15 protein-coding genes are annotated in these 16,468 nt (G+C 45.4%); 7 read left to right on the plus strand and 8 right to left on the minus strand.

Annotated elements, in window-relative coordinates:
* Positions 1-4 precede the first annotated feature (4 nt).
* On the plus strand, positions 5-955 hold the full coding sequence (locus IQP38_RS01690) for a Kdo(2)-lipid IV(A) acyltransferase (RefSeq protein WP_033905948.1): 951 nt from the start codon (positions 5-7) through the stop codon (positions 953-955).
* An 84-nt stretch (positions 956-1,039) separates the two neighbouring features.
* On the opposite strand, the gene pyrE is transcribed toward IQP38_RS01690, so the two are convergent.
* Positions 1,040-1,681, minus strand: coding sequence for an orotate phosphoribosyltransferase (gene pyrE, locus IQP38_RS01695; protein ID WP_193837235.1), 642 nt, complete (start codon positions 1,679-1,681; stop codon positions 1,040-1,042).
* Between the two features lie 104 nt (positions 1,682-1,785).
* Complete coding sequence (gene rph / locus IQP38_RS01700; protein ID WP_017634994.1) at positions 1,786-2,502, minus strand: ribonuclease PH; 717 nt, start codon at positions 2,500-2,502, stop codon at positions 1,786-1,788.
* Positions 2,503-2,686: 184 nt separating this feature from the next.
* Between rph and IQP38_RS01705 the strand changes: the two genes are divergently transcribed.
* Positions 2,687-3,553 (plus strand): YicC/YloC family endoribonuclease, encoded by an 867-nt coding sequence (locus IQP38_RS01705; RefSeq protein ID WP_005395766.1) that lies wholly within the window; start codon positions 2,687-2,689, stop codon positions 3,551-3,553.
* Positions 3,554-3,608: 55 nt separating this feature from the next.
* Here the strand turns inward: IQP38_RS01705 and IQP38_RS01710 are convergent, their stop codons facing one another.
* From IQP38_RS01710 to IQP38_RS01735, 6 genes are all read right to left on the minus strand, one after another.
* Positions 3,609-4,034 (minus strand): phosphate-starvation-inducible protein PsiE, encoded by a 426-nt coding sequence (locus tag IQP38_RS01710; protein WP_017820704.1) that lies wholly within the window; start codon positions 4,032-4,034, stop codon positions 3,609-3,611.
* 168 nt (positions 4,035-4,202) lie between these two features.
* Complete coding sequence (locus IQP38_RS01715; protein WP_104975751.1) at positions 4,203-5,042, minus strand: ABC transporter ATP-binding protein; 840 nt, start codon at positions 5,040-5,042, stop codon at positions 4,203-4,205.
* Positions 5,043-5,077: 35 nt separating this feature from the next.
* Entirely contained in the window at positions 5,078-5,935 is an 858-nt protein-coding gene (locus IQP38_RS01720) for an ABC transporter ATP-binding protein (RefSeq protein ID WP_005379371.1), read from the minus strand.
* 9 nt (positions 5,936-5,944) lie between these two features.
* Positions 5,945-7,771 carry an extracellular solute-binding protein gene (locus IQP38_RS01725; protein ID WP_017634997.1) on the minus strand — a complete coding sequence of 609 codons (1,827 nt, stop codon included), beginning with the start codon at positions 7,769-7,771 and terminating at the stop codon, positions 5,945-5,947.
* A gap of 38 nt (positions 7,772-7,809) precedes the next feature.
* On the minus strand, positions 7,810-8,853 hold the full coding sequence (locus IQP38_RS01730; protein WP_005379369.1) for an ABC transporter permease: 1,044 nt from the start codon (positions 8,851-8,853) through the stop codon (positions 7,810-7,812).
* Between the two features lies 1 nt (position 8,854).
* Positions 8,855-9,880 carry an ABC transporter permease subunit gene (locus IQP38_RS01735; RefSeq protein ID WP_005379368.1) on the minus strand — a complete coding sequence of 342 codons (1,026 nt, stop codon included), beginning with the start codon at positions 9,878-9,880 and terminating at the stop codon, positions 8,855-8,857.
* Positions 9,881-10,700: 820 nt separating this feature from the next.
* Between IQP38_RS01735 and IQP38_RS01740 the strand changes: the two genes are divergently transcribed.
* From IQP38_RS01740 to IQP38_RS01760, 5 genes are all read left to right on the plus strand, one after another.
* A complete protein-coding gene (locus IQP38_RS01740; protein WP_017634998.1) occupies positions 10,701-13,301 on the plus strand; it encodes a TonB-dependent receptor plug domain-containing protein in 2,601 nt (866 codons plus the stop codon).
* A 65-nt stretch (positions 13,302-13,366) separates the two neighbouring features.
* Positions 13,367-14,131, plus strand: a complete 765-nt coding sequence (locus IQP38_RS01745; protein ID WP_005379365.1) for a DUF3450 domain-containing protein — start codon at positions 13,367-13,369, stop codon at positions 14,129-14,131.
* Between the two features lie 3 nt (positions 14,132-14,134).
* Entirely contained in the window at positions 14,135-15,496 is a 1,362-nt protein-coding gene (locus IQP38_RS01750) for a MotA/TolQ/ExbB proton channel family protein (protein ID WP_193837236.1), read from the plus strand.
* A gap of 9 nt (positions 15,497-15,505) precedes the next feature.
* Entirely contained in the window at positions 15,506-16,033 is a 528-nt protein-coding gene (locus IQP38_RS01755) for a MotA/TolQ/ExbB proton channel family protein (protein WP_005379363.1), read from the plus strand.
* A gap of 25 nt (positions 16,034-16,058) precedes the next feature.
* Positions 16,059-16,466, plus strand: coding sequence for an ExbD/TolR family protein (locus IQP38_RS01760; RefSeq protein ID WP_005379359.1), 408 nt, complete (start codon positions 16,059-16,061; stop codon positions 16,464-16,466).
* The last annotated feature ends 2 nt before the right edge of the window (positions 16,467-16,468 follow it).

A 16,468-nucleotide genomic window follows, 5' to 3' on the forward strand; every position in this document is an offset into this window, starting at 1 on the left:
GACTATGAGTAAAGACAAATACACGCAGCCCGAGTTTTCTCTTTCACTTCTTCACCCTCGTAACTGGGGCGTATGGCTTGGTTTTGGTCTGTTGGCCATCCTCGTCAATATTCTTCCTTATCGGCTGCTGCTTTCATTAGGTCGTTCACTCGGTAAACTTGGCATGCGCTACGGTAAAAAGCGTGTCCACGTTGCTCAGCGTAACTTAGAATTGGCCTTTCCAGACAAAACACCTGAAGAGATTCAACATATTGTTGAAGAGAACTTCAAAAATACCGGTATGGCACTGATAGAAACCGGAATCACTTGGTTCTGGCCGACTTGGCGCTTTAAAAACCTGATCGTCGAGAAAGATCTCGGCGCACTGCGTGAAAAAGCCAAAGAAGGTAAAGGCGTCCTACTTTGTTGTGTCCACGCTCTTAATCTAGAGATCACTGCGCGTGCTTTCGCCGTGTTAGGCGTGGCCGGGTACGGCGCGTTTCGTCCGCATAATAATCCTGCTTATAACTTTATCCAGTATTGGGGACGGACACATAACGGCAATAAACTGATTGATCGTAAAGATGTAAAAAAGATGATTCGTGTATTACGCAGTGGTGAGCGTCTGTTCTATTTACCGGATCACGATTACGGTCGCAAAAAATCAGTATTTGTGCCCTTCTTTGCCGTAGACGATGCGTGTACAACAACAGGCACGAGCATTCTGGCGTATACCTCAAAATGTGCGATCATCCCAGGCTCAGGGTTTCGCAATGACGAAGGAAAATACGACATCATCGCCGATAAGTGCATTGAAGCCGACTATCCACAAAAAGACGAAGTCGCCGCTGCCGCTTATATGAACAAGTATGTGGAAGAAGTCATTCTACGCGCTCCAGAGCAATGGATGTGGCTCCATAAACGCTATAAAACCATGCAAGATGAGCATGTCGAGAAAGGCATTCGCTATAAGTAAGTGGTCAAGGCGATGAATCCAAAAACAAAAAAGGGCAGATGAATATCCATCTGCCCTTTTTACTTTTTCAGAAAAAGTAACCAATTAAATGCCGTATTCTGCGCGGTACGCTTTGACTGCTTCTAGATGCTCTTTGTCTGTGCCTTTATCTTCAAGGAAAGTCACAAGGTCAGTCAAGCTAACGATCGAGATGATTGCACAACCAAAGTCACGCTCCACTTCTTGAATCGCAGACAACTCACCTTTGCCTTTTTCTTGGCGGTCAATCGCAACCAACACACCAGCAAGGTCTGCGCCATTTGCTTGAATGATTTCCATCGATTCACGAATCGCAGTACCTGCTGTGATTACGTCATCTACTAGCATGATACGACCTTCAAGCGCAGAGCCTACAAGGTTACCGCCTTCGCCGTGATCTTTCGCTTCTTTACGGTTGAAGCAGTAAGGCGTGTCGATATCGTGGTGATCCGCCAGCGCGACTGCTGTTGTCGTCGCGATTGGGATACCTTTGTACGCCGGGCCAAACAGTACATCAAACTCAATGCCAGAATCAGCGAGCGCGGCTGCGTAAAAACGACCAAGACGCGCTAGGTCACGACCAGTATTGAAAAGACCAGCGTTAAAGAAGTACGGGCTTTTACGGCCAGATTTCAAAGTAAACTCACCAAACTTAAGAACTTCTTTCTCAAGTGCAAACTCAATAAATTCACGCTGGTATGCTTTCATTATTTTCTCTCTATGTCCTTGGTTTCTTGTGTCTCTTCTCGACAATCATTCATTTCTCTATTGTCGAGATAAAAAAATAGCCCCCATAATGGGAGCTATCTAAATCAATTGGCTAACGCCGCCTTCTGCGCTGCGACAATTTCCGTAATGCCGACTTTCGCCGACTCGAGCAATGCCATCAGCTGTTCGTGACTGAACGGTTCACCTTCTGCGGTGCCCTGAATTTCAATCATCTTGCCTTCTTCGGTCATTACTACGTTCATGTCTGTGTCTGCCGCTGAATCTTCAACGTATTCAAGGTCACACAGAACATCATCACCTAGCAAACCAACTGAAACTGCCGCTACGTGGCCTTTCATTGGGTTTGCTTTTAGCTTGCCGCTATCTACTAGGTGTTGGAATGCATCGGCCATTGCAACACTTGCGCCGCTGATGGATGCAGTACGCGTACCACCGTCAGCTTGGATAACGTCACAGTCAACGGTGATCATGAACTCACCCATGGCTTTTAGGTCGACAACAGCGCGTAGGCTTCGCGCGATAAGACGCTGAATTTCCATCGTACGGCCGCCTTGTTTGCCACTTGCCGCTTCACGACGAGTACGCGAATGTGTTGCTCGAGGTAGCATGCCGTATTCAGCTGTAACCCAGCCTTTACCTTGACCTTTTAGCCAACGTGGCACAGATTCTTCGACGGTCGCATTACACAACACTTTGGTGTTACCGAACTCAACTAGCACTGACCCTTCAGCGTAAGCTGTGTAGTTACGAGTAATTTTGATAGGGCGAACTTGATCCGCCTTGCGATCGTTTGGACGCATGGGCATCTACCTTAAATATGAGGAGAAGACGATTTGGTTGGGCGAAGATTATAACGGAATCGATTCCGGATTCATAGGTTACGCCGCTGGCACAACATAAACAATCCATACATCCCGCGCACCTATCGACGCAGCGTGATACACTCTTGAAGTAATTTTCAAAAAATGAAGACAGGAAAATTCGATGATTTACAGTATGACAGCGTATGCACGCAAAGAAGTAAAAGGCGATTGGGGTTCTGCGGTATGGGAAATCCGCAGCGTGAACCAGCGTTATTTAGAAACATACTTCCGCATGCCAGAGCAATTTCGCGGGTTAGAGCCCGTTTTACGTGAGCGCTTTCGTAAGCGCTTAGCGCGAGGCAAAGTAGAATGTAATCTGCGTTTTGAAGCAAACCCTGCCGCAAAAGGTGAGCTTAGCATCAATGAAGCGCTTGCTAGCCAGGTAATTAAAGCCGCTGAACAAGTCATGCACATGACTGGTGAACTGAGCCGAATCAATCCATTTCAAGTCATGCAATGGCCGGGGGTAATGGAAACGCCAGAGCAAGACATGGATGCAGTAAATAAAGTGCTACTAGAAGCGTTTGATGGCGCAATGGATGAATTTATTGAAGCGCGCGCTCGTGAAGGCGAGAACATGAAAGCGCTGATTGAACAGCGTTTAGACGCCATCTCTGCAGAAGTCGTAAAAGTGCGTGCCCGCATGCCAGAAATTTTAGAATGGCAACGTGAGCGACTATTCTCGAAGTTCGAAGACGCTAAAGTGGAACTGGATCCATCTCGTATCGAGCAAGAGTTGATTTTGCTAGCGCAAAAATCGGATGTTGCTGAAGAGCTCGATCGCTTGGACTCTCACGTAAAAGAAACCACAAACATTCTGAAAAAAGGTGGCGCAGTGGGTCGCCGTCTAGATTTTATGATGCAAGAGTTCAACCGTGAATCAAACACGCTAGCGTCGAAATCCATCAGCACCGACATCACCGCATCGGGCGTTGAACTGAAAGTTCTAATTGAACAGATGCGTGAGCAGATCCAAAACATTGAATGATCTAAAAGTCATCGAGTATTGAAACAAAAAAGCCCCGCTAGTGCGGGGCTTTCTTTTACTCATCTTTTTCCAAGGTTCTGTTATCAACGTAGGGCCAATAATGGTGTCCAATTCTGATCAGCAAAGTAGCCGCAGCCAAAATAAACGCAGCCAGAGATAACCACACAACCAAAACCGCATCCAGCTCTTTCATTCCGAGAGTGATATAGCGGGCGATCGCCATCATCGCGATGTAGATAGGATAGCGTACCGGAATTTTACCGTTCATCACGAACTGCTGCACCATGGCGAGCACTTCCAGATAGATAAACATCAACAGAATATCTGTGAGTAAGACACGCTTCTCTACAAATACGTGCACAAACTCTTGCATCATGGCGTACAACGTCGCCAAGGTAATAGAGACTAATAATACCGCCTCCAAAATATGGAAGATTCTCAGGAAAGGTCGACTAAAGGATTTCGGTAAATTCGACGGCATGGTCCATTATCCAAACAAAGAAAATAGGCCTTGAGTTTAGCATGCAACGATCTTCAATCAATCAGAATAAACATCAGTGTAAATCGACTCCAAGTCCTGGCATTTGCTTATAAAAACGCTCCGCTTATTTGGCGGAGCGCTTTTGTGTTATAGGACCTGTGGCATCACTTACGCCACTTGCTGCTTTTTTTCAGCTACGCGCTTTTTCTTCCGATATTTAGGGTGAGTGATCGGAATCGCAGATAGGAGTTTTTTGGTGTATTCGTTTTGCGGGTTTGCATAAATTTCTTTAGCACTGCCTGCTTCTACCACTTTGCCAAAATACATCACGGCAACTTTGTCAGAAACATGTTTCACCACCGAGAGATCGTGAGAGATAAATATGATCGCCAAGTTCATTTCTTGTTGCAGTTGTAGCAATAGGTTCAAGATTTGCGCCTGTACCGACACATCTAACGCAGATACCGATTCATCACAAATCAGCAGTTTAGGCTTCAATGCAATCGCGCGAGCGATACCGATACGCTGCCGTTGCCCGCCTGAAAATTCATGTGGATAACGGTTTACTGCCGTTTCTGGTAATCCCACTTTGATTAAAAGCTCTTTTACCCATTGTTTACGCTCTGTTGGCGTGCCAATTTTATGAATAACAAACGGTTCTTCCAGAATCATACCGATGGTATGACGCTGATTGAGTGACTCCATTGGGTCTTGAAAGACGATTTGCATGTCTTTACGCAGCGAGCGCATCTCTTTAACAGACAGTTTAGTGATGTCTTTACCTTCAAAGAAAATCTTACCTTCTGTTGGCTCGTATAACTTTAAGATCGTGCGACCAAGGGTGCTTTTACCACAACCTGACTCACCAACTAGCCCCAGTGTTTCACCTTCAGAAACAGACAGTGAAACCCCGTCTACCGCTTTGATGGTGTAGCCTTTCTTGAACAGCCCTTTACCAGAAACAAAGTGCTGCTTAAGATTTTCAACTCTTAATACTTCTTTTGCCATAACATCCTCTTTTATGACTGGTTCACTTTGCCCAGTTAACTGGCAAACATACTGGCATCAATAGGCTTGATATCGATCATCTGCTTCGGCTCATTATCTAAGCTCGGCATCAATCCCATTAAACGCTCTGTGTAGGGGTGCTGCGGGTTATCAAACAACTCAAAAATTTCTGCTTTTTCGACAATACGCCCACCATACATCACGGCAACATCATCACACACTTCTGCCACAACTCCGAGGTCGTGAGTGATGAAGATCATTGCCATGCCTGTTTCTTCCTGAAGCTCATTCATCAGTTCAAGGATAGACGCCTGAACCGTAACATCCAACGCTGTAGTCGGTTCATCACAAATCAGAATATCCGGCTTACAGGCCAATGCCATCGCGATCATGACACGCTGGCGCATACCACCAGATAGGTTATGGGGATACTCATTCAATCGCTTCTCTGGCATTGGAATTTTTACTTTTGCCAGCATTTCAATCGAGTACGCCTCCCGCTCCTTTTTGTCGAGCTCAGGTCGATGGAGCTCAAGCACTTCACATATTTGACGACCAATGGTATGCACTGGGTTAAGCGCCGTCATTGGGTCTTGGAAGATGATCGAAATGCGATCGCCACGCATGGCGTACATCTCTTCCGCAGGCAAATCAACTAGGTTGGTGCCGCGATAATTCACTTCACCTTTAATGATGTTGCCATATGGCTTAGGTAATAGCCCCATGATCGACATTGAGGTTACGCTCTTACCACTACCTGACTCTCCCACCAGACCGAGTGTACGTCCAGCTCTCACATCAAAGTTCACACCATGCAGAACCTTCACTGGCCCATCATCGGTGGTAAATTCAACTTCGAGATCTTTAACACTTAGGATTACATCGTTTTCCATAACCAATCCTTACAGCTTATAAGTGTCATCTACGACAACAACAGGTTCAAAAGCTTTGCCTGACTTCATCGCTTGTTTCGTTTCTTTTTTGATATCACTATCAATCCAGTAAGTGCCATCGCCTATGATTGCACCACTGAACAGCGCCTCTGTCATGCGATTCATTGGCTTATCTGGAAACTTTAACCAGCGCCAGTGACCATAGCGGACATAAGGAACCATGTAGCCTGGGACGATAACGTGAGCATCAATGATGTCACGCTGAATCTCATGACCTAGCTGGATCTTTTTATCCATATCCATGCCAAAACGATACTCGATGATCTTTTCATCCAGTTCAGGCGTGCTGTAGTTTGTGAAAGAGTTAGTTTGCGGCTTGTTCGCATTGACTGAATGGAAATACTCCCAATACGTTGGGATCTCAGACGTACCCATATCTAAGAAAGCCAAATCGTGCTTTTTCTCACGTACGTATTTGAACATGGATGAGCCATCAACTAACTTGAGCTCAATATCCAGCCCTGCTAGCTTGGCTTGCTCACGCAAAAAGGCAATACGAGGAGTATGAACAGGTGTTCCGTAGGTCAGCTCGAAGCTTAAGCGCTCACCTTTATCATTGACACGAATACCATCAGAACCAATTTTGTTAAAGCCTGCGGCTTCGAATGCCTCGGCCGCTTTTGCGGGATCAAACTTCGGTGCCTTAGCATCTGGTAGGGTGTATTTACCATGACCATAACCGGTCGGGTTCGGTTTACGGGAGTAGTCGCCACGCATGACATTCTCTATCATGCCATCAAAGTCAATCGCGTAAGTAATGCCCTTGCGAATGTTTAAATCATCCAGCAAAGGCATCGCGGTGTTCATCCATACACCACCAGCCCCAACTGGGAATTGGTTGTAACCCCAGAACTTTTGAATGTATCCCTTTTGGTAAGGTTCCGTATTCGATTTATCATGCCATAAGCTTGGTAAAACAAGACCAAATGCGTCCAGCTTCCCTTTCTCAAAGTGCTTCATCGCGATATCACTGTCGCGAATCACTGTGATGCGGATTTTGTCGACATTATAGCGATGTTGATAATACTTATTGCTGTAACCCCACCAGTCTTCACCGACATGCTTGAAGGTAACACTTTTACCTTTTTTAATGTCATCTAGGTAGTATGCACTGGTCGTTGGTTCACTTTTAAAATTGTAGTAGCGGACAAAGTTGTCATGTATACCGTCACCATTTTCATCTTTTGAAGGGTTAGCATAAAAATGTGCGGGACGTGGGCGCAGAGCCCCCATTCGTAACAGCAATTCTTCCGGATTGAACTCTTTCGCCGCCTTAACAGCAAACGTGTGAGTGTCGTACTTGATAACATCCGCAATCGTTTTGTTGTAGTAATCGTTGTACCAAGGTTCCAAGATGTCTTTGGAACGATAAAACTTCAGCATGAACACGAAATCGTCGGCAGTCACAGGTTTGCCGTCCGACCATTTGGCTTCAGGGTTGAGTTTAAAATAGACCGTTTTGTTGTCACCTGCTAACGCCCACTCGTTAGCAAGCTCAGGTATGAACTCTAAAGTATCTGGGTGGCGGACCACCAAGCCTGGTGTTTCATCTAAGATAAAAGAACGTAGCCCTGCATTAGCATCTGGGCCAACACTACGTAACGTCTGCGGGAAACTTGACATAAAGGTGCGATAAGTCCCTCCACGTTTCGCTTCTGGCGAACCATATTGAGGCTCATCCCAGTTTGTTTGCCAGTTTAAGTCAGTCGGAAGCGTTGCTGACATTGCACCAAAACTCAGGGCGCTCAGCGTGGACGCTAAAAATAATTTCTTCATAAAACTTCCCTTTTTTATGTTTTGCTCACAATGCTCGCTTAAACATAGCGTGTGAATTTTTTCGGGTCGAAAGCCGCTCGAATGGCTTCACCAATAAAGGTCACCATTACCAGAACCAGAACAATAGAAGTCACTACTGACGCAACAATCCATGGCGAATCTAAGTTTGACTTACCTTGTTGCAGTAATTCCCCCCAACTTGGTGTTGGTGGCATCAAGCCTAAGCCTAGGTAATCGAGAGCAGTCAATGCTGTGATGTTAGCTGCAATAGTGAAAGGTGCTAGGGTTACAATCATCACCATCGTATTTGGCAAGATGTGATTAAACAAGATACGTCCAGTCGATGCCCCTAAAGCACGTGCCGCCATTACGTATTCTCGTGCCGCTTCTTTATAGGTCATGGTCCGCATGTACCATGTCATCCCCATCCAAGTGAAAAGCACGTTAATAGCGACAAAGAGAGCAAACGTCGGTTGAACGATTGAGACAAGAATCATAATGACGTACAAAAACGGGACCATTGACCAGATTTCGATAAGTCGCTGTACAAACAAGTCAAATTTACCGCCCCAAAAACCCATAGCACAACCGACTGCAGTACCGATCGCGTAGGAAATGGCCATCGTAAGCAACGCAAATCCCATCGCCGTTCTGAATCCGTAGACAAGTCGCGCCAAAATATCGCGACCTATCACATCTGTACCTAAATAATGCTTATTTTCGGCGCTAGGTGCTGTTGGCGGGAAATCACCACTAAAATCTTGTTCATATGGGTTCCATGGCACAAGCGGCAAAATAACAAAGTTGTCGCCCCCTTCGGCCTCAAACGCTTTTTGCAGTACGCGATAATCCGCTTCGCTGGATGACTCTTGGCCGAATTCGCTACCTAAACGTACGTCACTGACAACAGGAAAATAGTAGCTACCATCGTACTTGACGACTAGCGCTTTACTGTTAATCAAAAGTTCGGCGAATAGAGAAAGGATCAACATGATAGAAAGAGCAACAAACGACCAATAGCCTCGTTTGATCTCTTTAAAGTGACGAATTTTCTTTTGAGTTAATGGACTAACTTTAATCATGTTACGCTCCAAACTTCACACGTGGGTCGACTAAAGCAACACAAATATCTGAAATAATGTTACCAATGAGCAGCAACAGCGCATTAATGGCGACAATACCCATAACAACAGGGTAATCACGCTCCATGATTGATTCGTAACCCAATAAGCCAATGCCATCAATATTGAAGATAACTTCAATCAGGAAGGCACCGGTCATGAAGAACAACAAAGAGTTACCAAAGTGACTTGCGATTGGAATTAAGCTGTTACGCAACGCGTGCTTACGAACTGCTTTTTTGAAAGGTAATCCTTTCGCAATTGCGGTGCGGATGTAATCTGAGGAAAGGTTTTCCATCAGGTTATTTTTCATTGTCATCGTCAGCGTGGCAAAATCACCAATGAGGTAACAGATCAAAGGCAACACCGCATGCCACATAATGTCTTTAGTGCGTTCAAAGAAGGTTTCGTAATCGTCGAAGTCATCGCCGACAAAGCCTCCCATCGGAAACCATTCCAAGTGATAACTAAATAACGTGATCAGCAATACACCCACCACATAACCTGGTAGCGCGTAGCCTACGAAAATGAGTACTGAAGAAGCGGAATCAAACACAGAACCGTGCTTGAGCGCCTTATAGTAACCAAGAGGAATCGAGATAAAATAACTAATAAAGAAGGTCATGCCGCCATAAAACAACGACACTGGCAAACGCTCTGCGATCATGTCCGAGACAGGCTCGTAGTAACGCGTCGACTCGCCAAGATCTAGCATTACCAAACGACTTAACCACTCGACGTACGCTTCCGTTACAGGTTTATCCAGGCCATAAAACGCATTCAGCTCCGCGATTTGATCGTCAGAAAGGGCCGTATTACCACCCGCAGACGTCATTGATGCGGCGCCGTCCCCCTGGGACTGCATTTGTGACAACATGCGTTCAACAGGTCCGCCAGGCACGAAACGAGTGATAGCAAAGATGAGAATAGTTATCCCGAGAAACGTTGGGATAACCAACGCCAAACGGCGTAAAAAGTACGACAGCATATACAACTTGCTCCTTGTCTACTGTCCAGTTCAAACGGAGTGAAAGAGGATATTTTCCGCCCAAAATGGTGCATATTTATCTCGTAGTAACTAAAACTGTTGAAGCACACTCCCTGCGCCTCAAGAGCTAGACTTTTCTACTACTGCAATAATTTCAGCGTCATATTTATCTTGAATCCACATCAGCTTCAAGTGTTTGAAACCAAAACATGACAAACTTCCTTCGATGTCGAAAAACAGAAATGTTTTTGTAAAAAATTATAAAAAACCACAAAAATAATTCATACAGAATATCAATCTAGGCTGTTTAGAGCCAAAACCCTACATAAAAATGCACCCTACACACATAAATAGACACACAATCCAAGGTTATATTTGACCTAAAAATACGAGTGAGCCCTTTAACCGCAATGGGTATCATATTTTGATACCACCTAATAAGTTCGAGCTAACAAAGTATGGATTCGATATAAAACTCATCTCAGAACAATTCACTGGAAAAATATCTTTTTCCAGATTCAATTACCCACTAAAAAACCATAGGCAAGATAAGTCATTAAAGTTTATAAGAAACACAAAATACGGTGTTTTATTGAAATTTAATATCGATTCATAAACTTTATTCGGTTTTTTATTCCGCCTTTTTAACAAAGCCCAGTCGTTCACATCTTTTTTACATTTAAGCATCCCCGTTTACCACTGGTTTGACTTCCTTTTTTCATCTCGGTTATACATTGGCCGAACGTTAACGAAATATTAACGTCACATTTGGCCGCTATGCGGCCAGACATAGGAAATAATAATAATCGGAGCAACAAGGATGTATAAAAACACAACCGCTTTATCTGTTGCGATAAGCCTTGCTTTGGGGACAGCAGCAGTTGCAGCCCCAGCAACAGCACTGGCAGAAGAGCAGCAAGTTGAAAAACTTCAAAAGATGAAAGTTACTGGTTCGCGTATCTCCACGACGGATATGGAAGGTCCTTCACCAGTTACTGTTATTAATAGTAAAGACATTGAGTCTAAAGGCTTTAACAGCGCGCAAGACGTATTGAACAGTTTGACCCAAAACACAGGTGGTGTAATGGCTCAAACAGACTCTTTCTCGTTTACACCAGCAGCGCAGTCAGTCAACTTACGTGGCCTTGGCGCGTCACGCACATTGATTCTTATTGATGGCCGTCGTCTTCCTCAATACCCGCTAGCACAAGATGGTACATCTAACTTCCAAGATATCGGCCAAATCCCTGTCGCCGCTATTGAGCGTGTTGAAGTAATGACCGACTCAGGTTCTGCTATCTACGGCTCCGACGCAATCGGTGGTGTCGTAAACTTCATTTTAAAGAAAGACTTTGATGGCGTTTCTGTAAAAGTACGCGCGGGTGACGCGACGGATGGTGGTTACCAAAATGGTCGTTTAGACGTTGTAGCTGGCAAAAACTTTGACGACAAACGTATTCTCTTCGTTGGCCAATTTGCGGGCAACGAAATGCTAAAGCAATCTGACCGAGATGATTGGGCTGGCGATGACGGTTCTAGCCGTTCTCAGCTAAGTGGCTACTCTAGCTACGGTGCAAACTTTGAAGGCGCCAACGGAACACTTCTAACACCAGCTGATGCTGGTTCTTCATGTAAAGAAGTCGTTGGTGATGCCGCGATTGAACGAGCGGATGGGAAGTGTGGTGTTAACCGCTCTGCATACCGAACATTAAAACCAGAAAACAAACAAGTAGACCTACTTTTACGTGGTGAAATGGACATTAACGACAATGTCACTGCCATGGCAGAAGCCCGTTTTGGCTACAAGTCTACAGAATCTGAATTCGAACCTAACCCTTACAGCGTTGAAGTTGATGCCACTCACTTCCGCGGCGAAGGCGAATACACTCGCCGTATGGTCGAATTTGGACCACGCGAAAGTAACACTGAAGCCGATTCTTTTGGCTTAACCTTAGGCTTGAACGGCCTGCTTGCTGATACGTATGATTGGGACCTATCCGCTGGTTACTCTGAGCAAAGCGTTGAAACAAGCAACCCAGCAATCTTTCTAACTCTCGACCAAGCTGTACAAAATGGTGATGTCGATCTTCTAGGGCCTATCTCACAAGACGTTGTAGACAAATACAGCGGCACTTCAAGCAAAGAAGCTTACTCAAAGCTTTACTCTGTTAACGGCTCACTGGCTGGTGATTTGGTTGAACTTCCTGCAGGTATGTCTGGCTTTGCTGTTTATGGTGAATGGAACCGTACTGACTACAATGAGACGATTGATGCTACAACAGCAGCTGGTGGTTTCTCTGGTCTAGGTGGAACATCAGGCGGCGGTGACCGCGATCAGATTGGTCTTGGTGTTGAAGCTCTTATTCCTATCATTGAAGATTTAGAAATGACTGTCGCTGGTCGTTACGACCACTACTTCGACGACTCGGCAACTGGCGGCGCATTCACTCCTAAAGTAGCCCTAGCATACCGTCCTACTGACACCCTATTGCTACGTGGTAGCTACGGTCTAGGCTTCCGAGCTCCGGACTTGAAGCGACTATTTGGTGATCAAACTCGAGGCTTTGGTTCTGGTTTTGACCCTGTGCTTTGTGCCAACGCTGGTGGTAGCGGCCCACAAGATAAAGACAAGTACCCAGAGTGTGATACTCAGTACTTCGATACGCTTAATGGCCCTAACTCAGAGCTGAAAGAAGAAACAAGTACAAACATTAACTTGGGCCTAGCGTGGGAGCCTGTGGATGATCTTGGTGTAACCGTTGACTGGTACCACATCAAGATGGAAGACGTCGTAACTGCACCAACTTACCAAGATGTAATTAACGATCCAGGTAAATACCCAGGTACTGAAGTCGTTCGTAACCCAGATGGCACCATCAAGTCGGTATCCTATGGTCCAGTGAACCAGTCGTATGAAGAGCGTTCTGGTATTGACCTAGCGATCAAATACGCATACGACACTAATGAGTTCGGTTCATTTAACACGCGTGTTGCTGTAACGAAGATCTTGATTGCTGAATATCAAGAAAACGACAGCGAGCCTGTAACGGATGAAAGAGATTTCATGCCTGAATACACCGCAACGTTAAATCTTGGCTGGGCATATGAAGATGTCGCTATCAACCTATTTGGTAAATACCGCGACCGTATGTGTTCAAGCTACGCAAACCGTTACTACTTTGATGACTGTGATTCTGCTAAAAAAGCGGGTTACAAAGCAGAAATCGCTAGTATGACAACGTGGAACCTAACGGCTTCTTACCAATTCAACGAGAGTGGTCGTGTAACTCTTGGTGCTATCAACATGTTTGACAAAGTACCGCCTGCAGATCCTCTAAGCGATACCTCTCCATTCTATGCAACTGGGTATGACGATCCAATCGGACGTCAGCTATACGTCGAGGCATCATACGACTTCTAAAAAATATTTGGCGCGGGTTTTCCGCGCCCTTTTCGACTGACTAAAACACTGACAAGGATGCAACCATGAAATTCAAGGAATTTGGTCTCAGTGCCATAGCTGCAGCATTGCTTACTATCAGTAGTAGCTCTATAGCGGCCAACTCTGGTGCTGTCGTTTCCACACAAGCAAAAGCAAATCAATCTTCAGAAGCTTCGCAACAAAAAATCGACAATTATGCCGAAAGTACTGAAGGCATGTTGGCAGAATACAAAGGCTTACTACGTCAAATCGACAGCATGAAAGTCTACAACGAGCAAATTAATCGTATGGTTCAATCACAGCAAGGTGAATTGGACTCATTAAATAACCAAATTGCTCAGATCGATCAAACGGCAACAGAAGTAGTGCCACTAACACTTAAAATGATCGATGCACTCGATGAGTTTGTGACTCTCGATCTGCCTTTCCAGAAAAAAGAACGTAATAAACGTGTCCAAGAACTGCGTCGTCTCATGGATCGCGCCGACGTAACGACTTCTGAGAAATTCCGTAAAGTGATGGAAGCCTACCAAATTGAAGAAGGCTTCTCTCGCTCAATTGAATCTTACAAAGCTAGCCTAGATAGAAATGGGGAAACCGTGACTTACGATTTCCTACGTATTGGTCGCACGGCGCTTTTATTCCAATCTCCAGACGGTGGTGAGACAGGTATGTGGAACCAACAAACACGTCAATGGGAAACATTACCGGAAAGCTACCGCATAGCGGTACAGCAAGGCCTTCGAATCGCGAAGAAGCAAGCGCCACCAGCGCTAATCAAATTGCCTGTATATGCTGGGGAGGAATAAGAGATGAAAGGATTCAAAACTCTAGCCGTTGGTCTACTAGCGAGCTTATTTATGGCTTCAGGCGTACAAGCAGAAACGCCTAAAAACCTATCTGAACTACTCAAAAACGTAAAATCAGAAAGCATCGTTGAGTCAAAAGAGAACAAAGCCCGTGAAGCTGAGTTCAAGAACAACCGAGATAAGCAAGCAGCATTATTGCAACAGGCTCGTGAAGAGCTAGCTTCACAGCAAGCACTGGGCGATCAACTTAAAGCGACATTTGATGAAAACGATAAGCAGCTGACTGAACTAACAGAAACCTTACGTGTTCGCTCTGGTACTTTGGGCGAAATGTTTGGTGTGGTCCGCCAATATGCGGGCGAGTTTAAAGGCTTATTTGCAGCCTCTCAAAACGCAGTTCAGTTCCCAGAGCGTGACGCGCTACTAACGAAACTGGCTGAAAGTAAAGAACTGCCATCAACACAAGAGCTAGAAGCATTCTGGCATACCATTCTTCAACAAGTGGTTGCCTCAGGCGAGACAGCAACAACCCAAGCAACGGTTGTTTATGGCGAAGGTAAAGAAGCGGTTCGCGATGTTACTCTTGTCGGTGAATTTAACGCGATTGCCGATGGTAAGTACGTTACTTATGTACCTCAAACAGGTAAGTTCGAAGAACTCTCTCGACAGCCTCGCACCAATATTACACGTCATGTTGCGGGCTTTGAGTCAGCGTCAAACAGCTATGAGCCACTGTTTATTGACCCATCCCGTGGTGTAATTCTGTCTCTACTTGTACAAAGCCCAACCGTTCAAGAACGTATTGATCAAGGTGGCATTGTAGGTTACGTCATCCTTGGTATGGGTGCAGTTGGCGCTATCATTGCTCTAGTTTGCTTCCTACGCCTTCAAGTGATTGGCGGTAAAATGCGTAAGCAAGCGAAATCAGAAACCGTGATTCCTGGTAACCCTCTGGGTGAAGTTATCCAAGCTTACCAAGAACACAAAGGTGACAACCTTGAAGATCTGGAAGCGAAACTGGACGAAATCATCCTACGTAACGCACCGAGCATTGAACGCTTTATCAGCTCAATCAAACTGTTCGCTTCTGTTGCACCACTTCTAGGTCTACTGGGTACGGTTATGGGTATGATCGGTACGTTCCAAGCAATCACACTATTTGGTACAGGTGATCCTAAGCTAATGGCTGGCGGTATCTCTGAAGCACTTGTTACTACGATGCTTGGTCTGGTTGTCGCAATTCCTCTACTGTTCCTGTACACCATCGTACACAGTAAAGGTCGTCGTTTGGTTCAAACTCTTGAAGAACAGAGTGCAGGCTTCATCGCTCGCTATCAGGAAAAACTACATAAAGCCGAAAGCTAAGGAGGCGTTATGTGGTGGTTAGTTGGAGAACTTGAATCAATTAGGCGCTTCTTGGGAATGGGTGGCGATGTACTCGTCGCCATCTTCATCCTCAGCTTTATGCTTTGGGCAGTATTGTTAGAACGTTGGTTCTATTTTGCTGCCGTCGCTCCAAAAGCCATGAAAAAAGCCGTTGGCTCATGGCAGGGGCGATCAGAGCACCAGAGCTGGAACGCTAAGATGATCCGACAAGAAATTGTTTCTCGTCAGGACATTGAGAATAAAAAGGGCCTGCCAATCGTGAAAGTGTTGATTGCGCTTTGTCCCTTACTGGGTTTGCTCGGCACCGTTGTTGGCATGATCCAAGTATTCGACATCTTAGCGGTAACAGGAACAGGAAGCCCTCGAGCAATGGCCTCGGGGATCTCAAAGGCAACAATCCCAACGTTAGCCGGGATGGTGGCTTCTCTATCAGGACTGTTCTTTAGTTCACGTCTTGATCATTTAGCCAAAGTCACAACGCAAAAGCTGGAAGATAAGCTAAAGCATATTGCCTGAGTAAATGGAATTAGAGGTATAGGTCATGAAAAGACGCTATAGCAGTGATAGCAGTGATGAAACCGCTATCGATATGACACCGATGCTCGACATCGTATTCATCATGTTGATCTTCTTTATCGTAACAACATCGTTCGTAAAAGAAGCTGGTCTAGAAGTAAACCGCCCGACGGCAAGCTCTGCGCAAACCGTGAAAAAAGGTAACATCATGGTCGCAGTTGGTGCGGCGGGTGATGTTTGGGTTGATAAACGCCGCATCGAAGTGGACGCGGTTCGCGCGAATATTGAACGTCTTCGTGCAGAAAGCCCTGATGGCGCAGTTGTTATCCAAGCCGACACAGAAGCAAATGCTGGCGTAGTCGTGAAGGTTATGGACCAGATCAAAATGGCAGGTGTAGAAAGCATCTCCATTGCCGCAACCAATAAGGATTAAGC

The organism is Vibrio sp. OPT41 (assembly GCF_015163595.1).
Taxonomy (GTDB): Bacteria; Pseudomonadota; Gammaproteobacteria; order Enterobacterales; family Vibrionaceae; genus Vibrio; species Vibrio alginolyticus.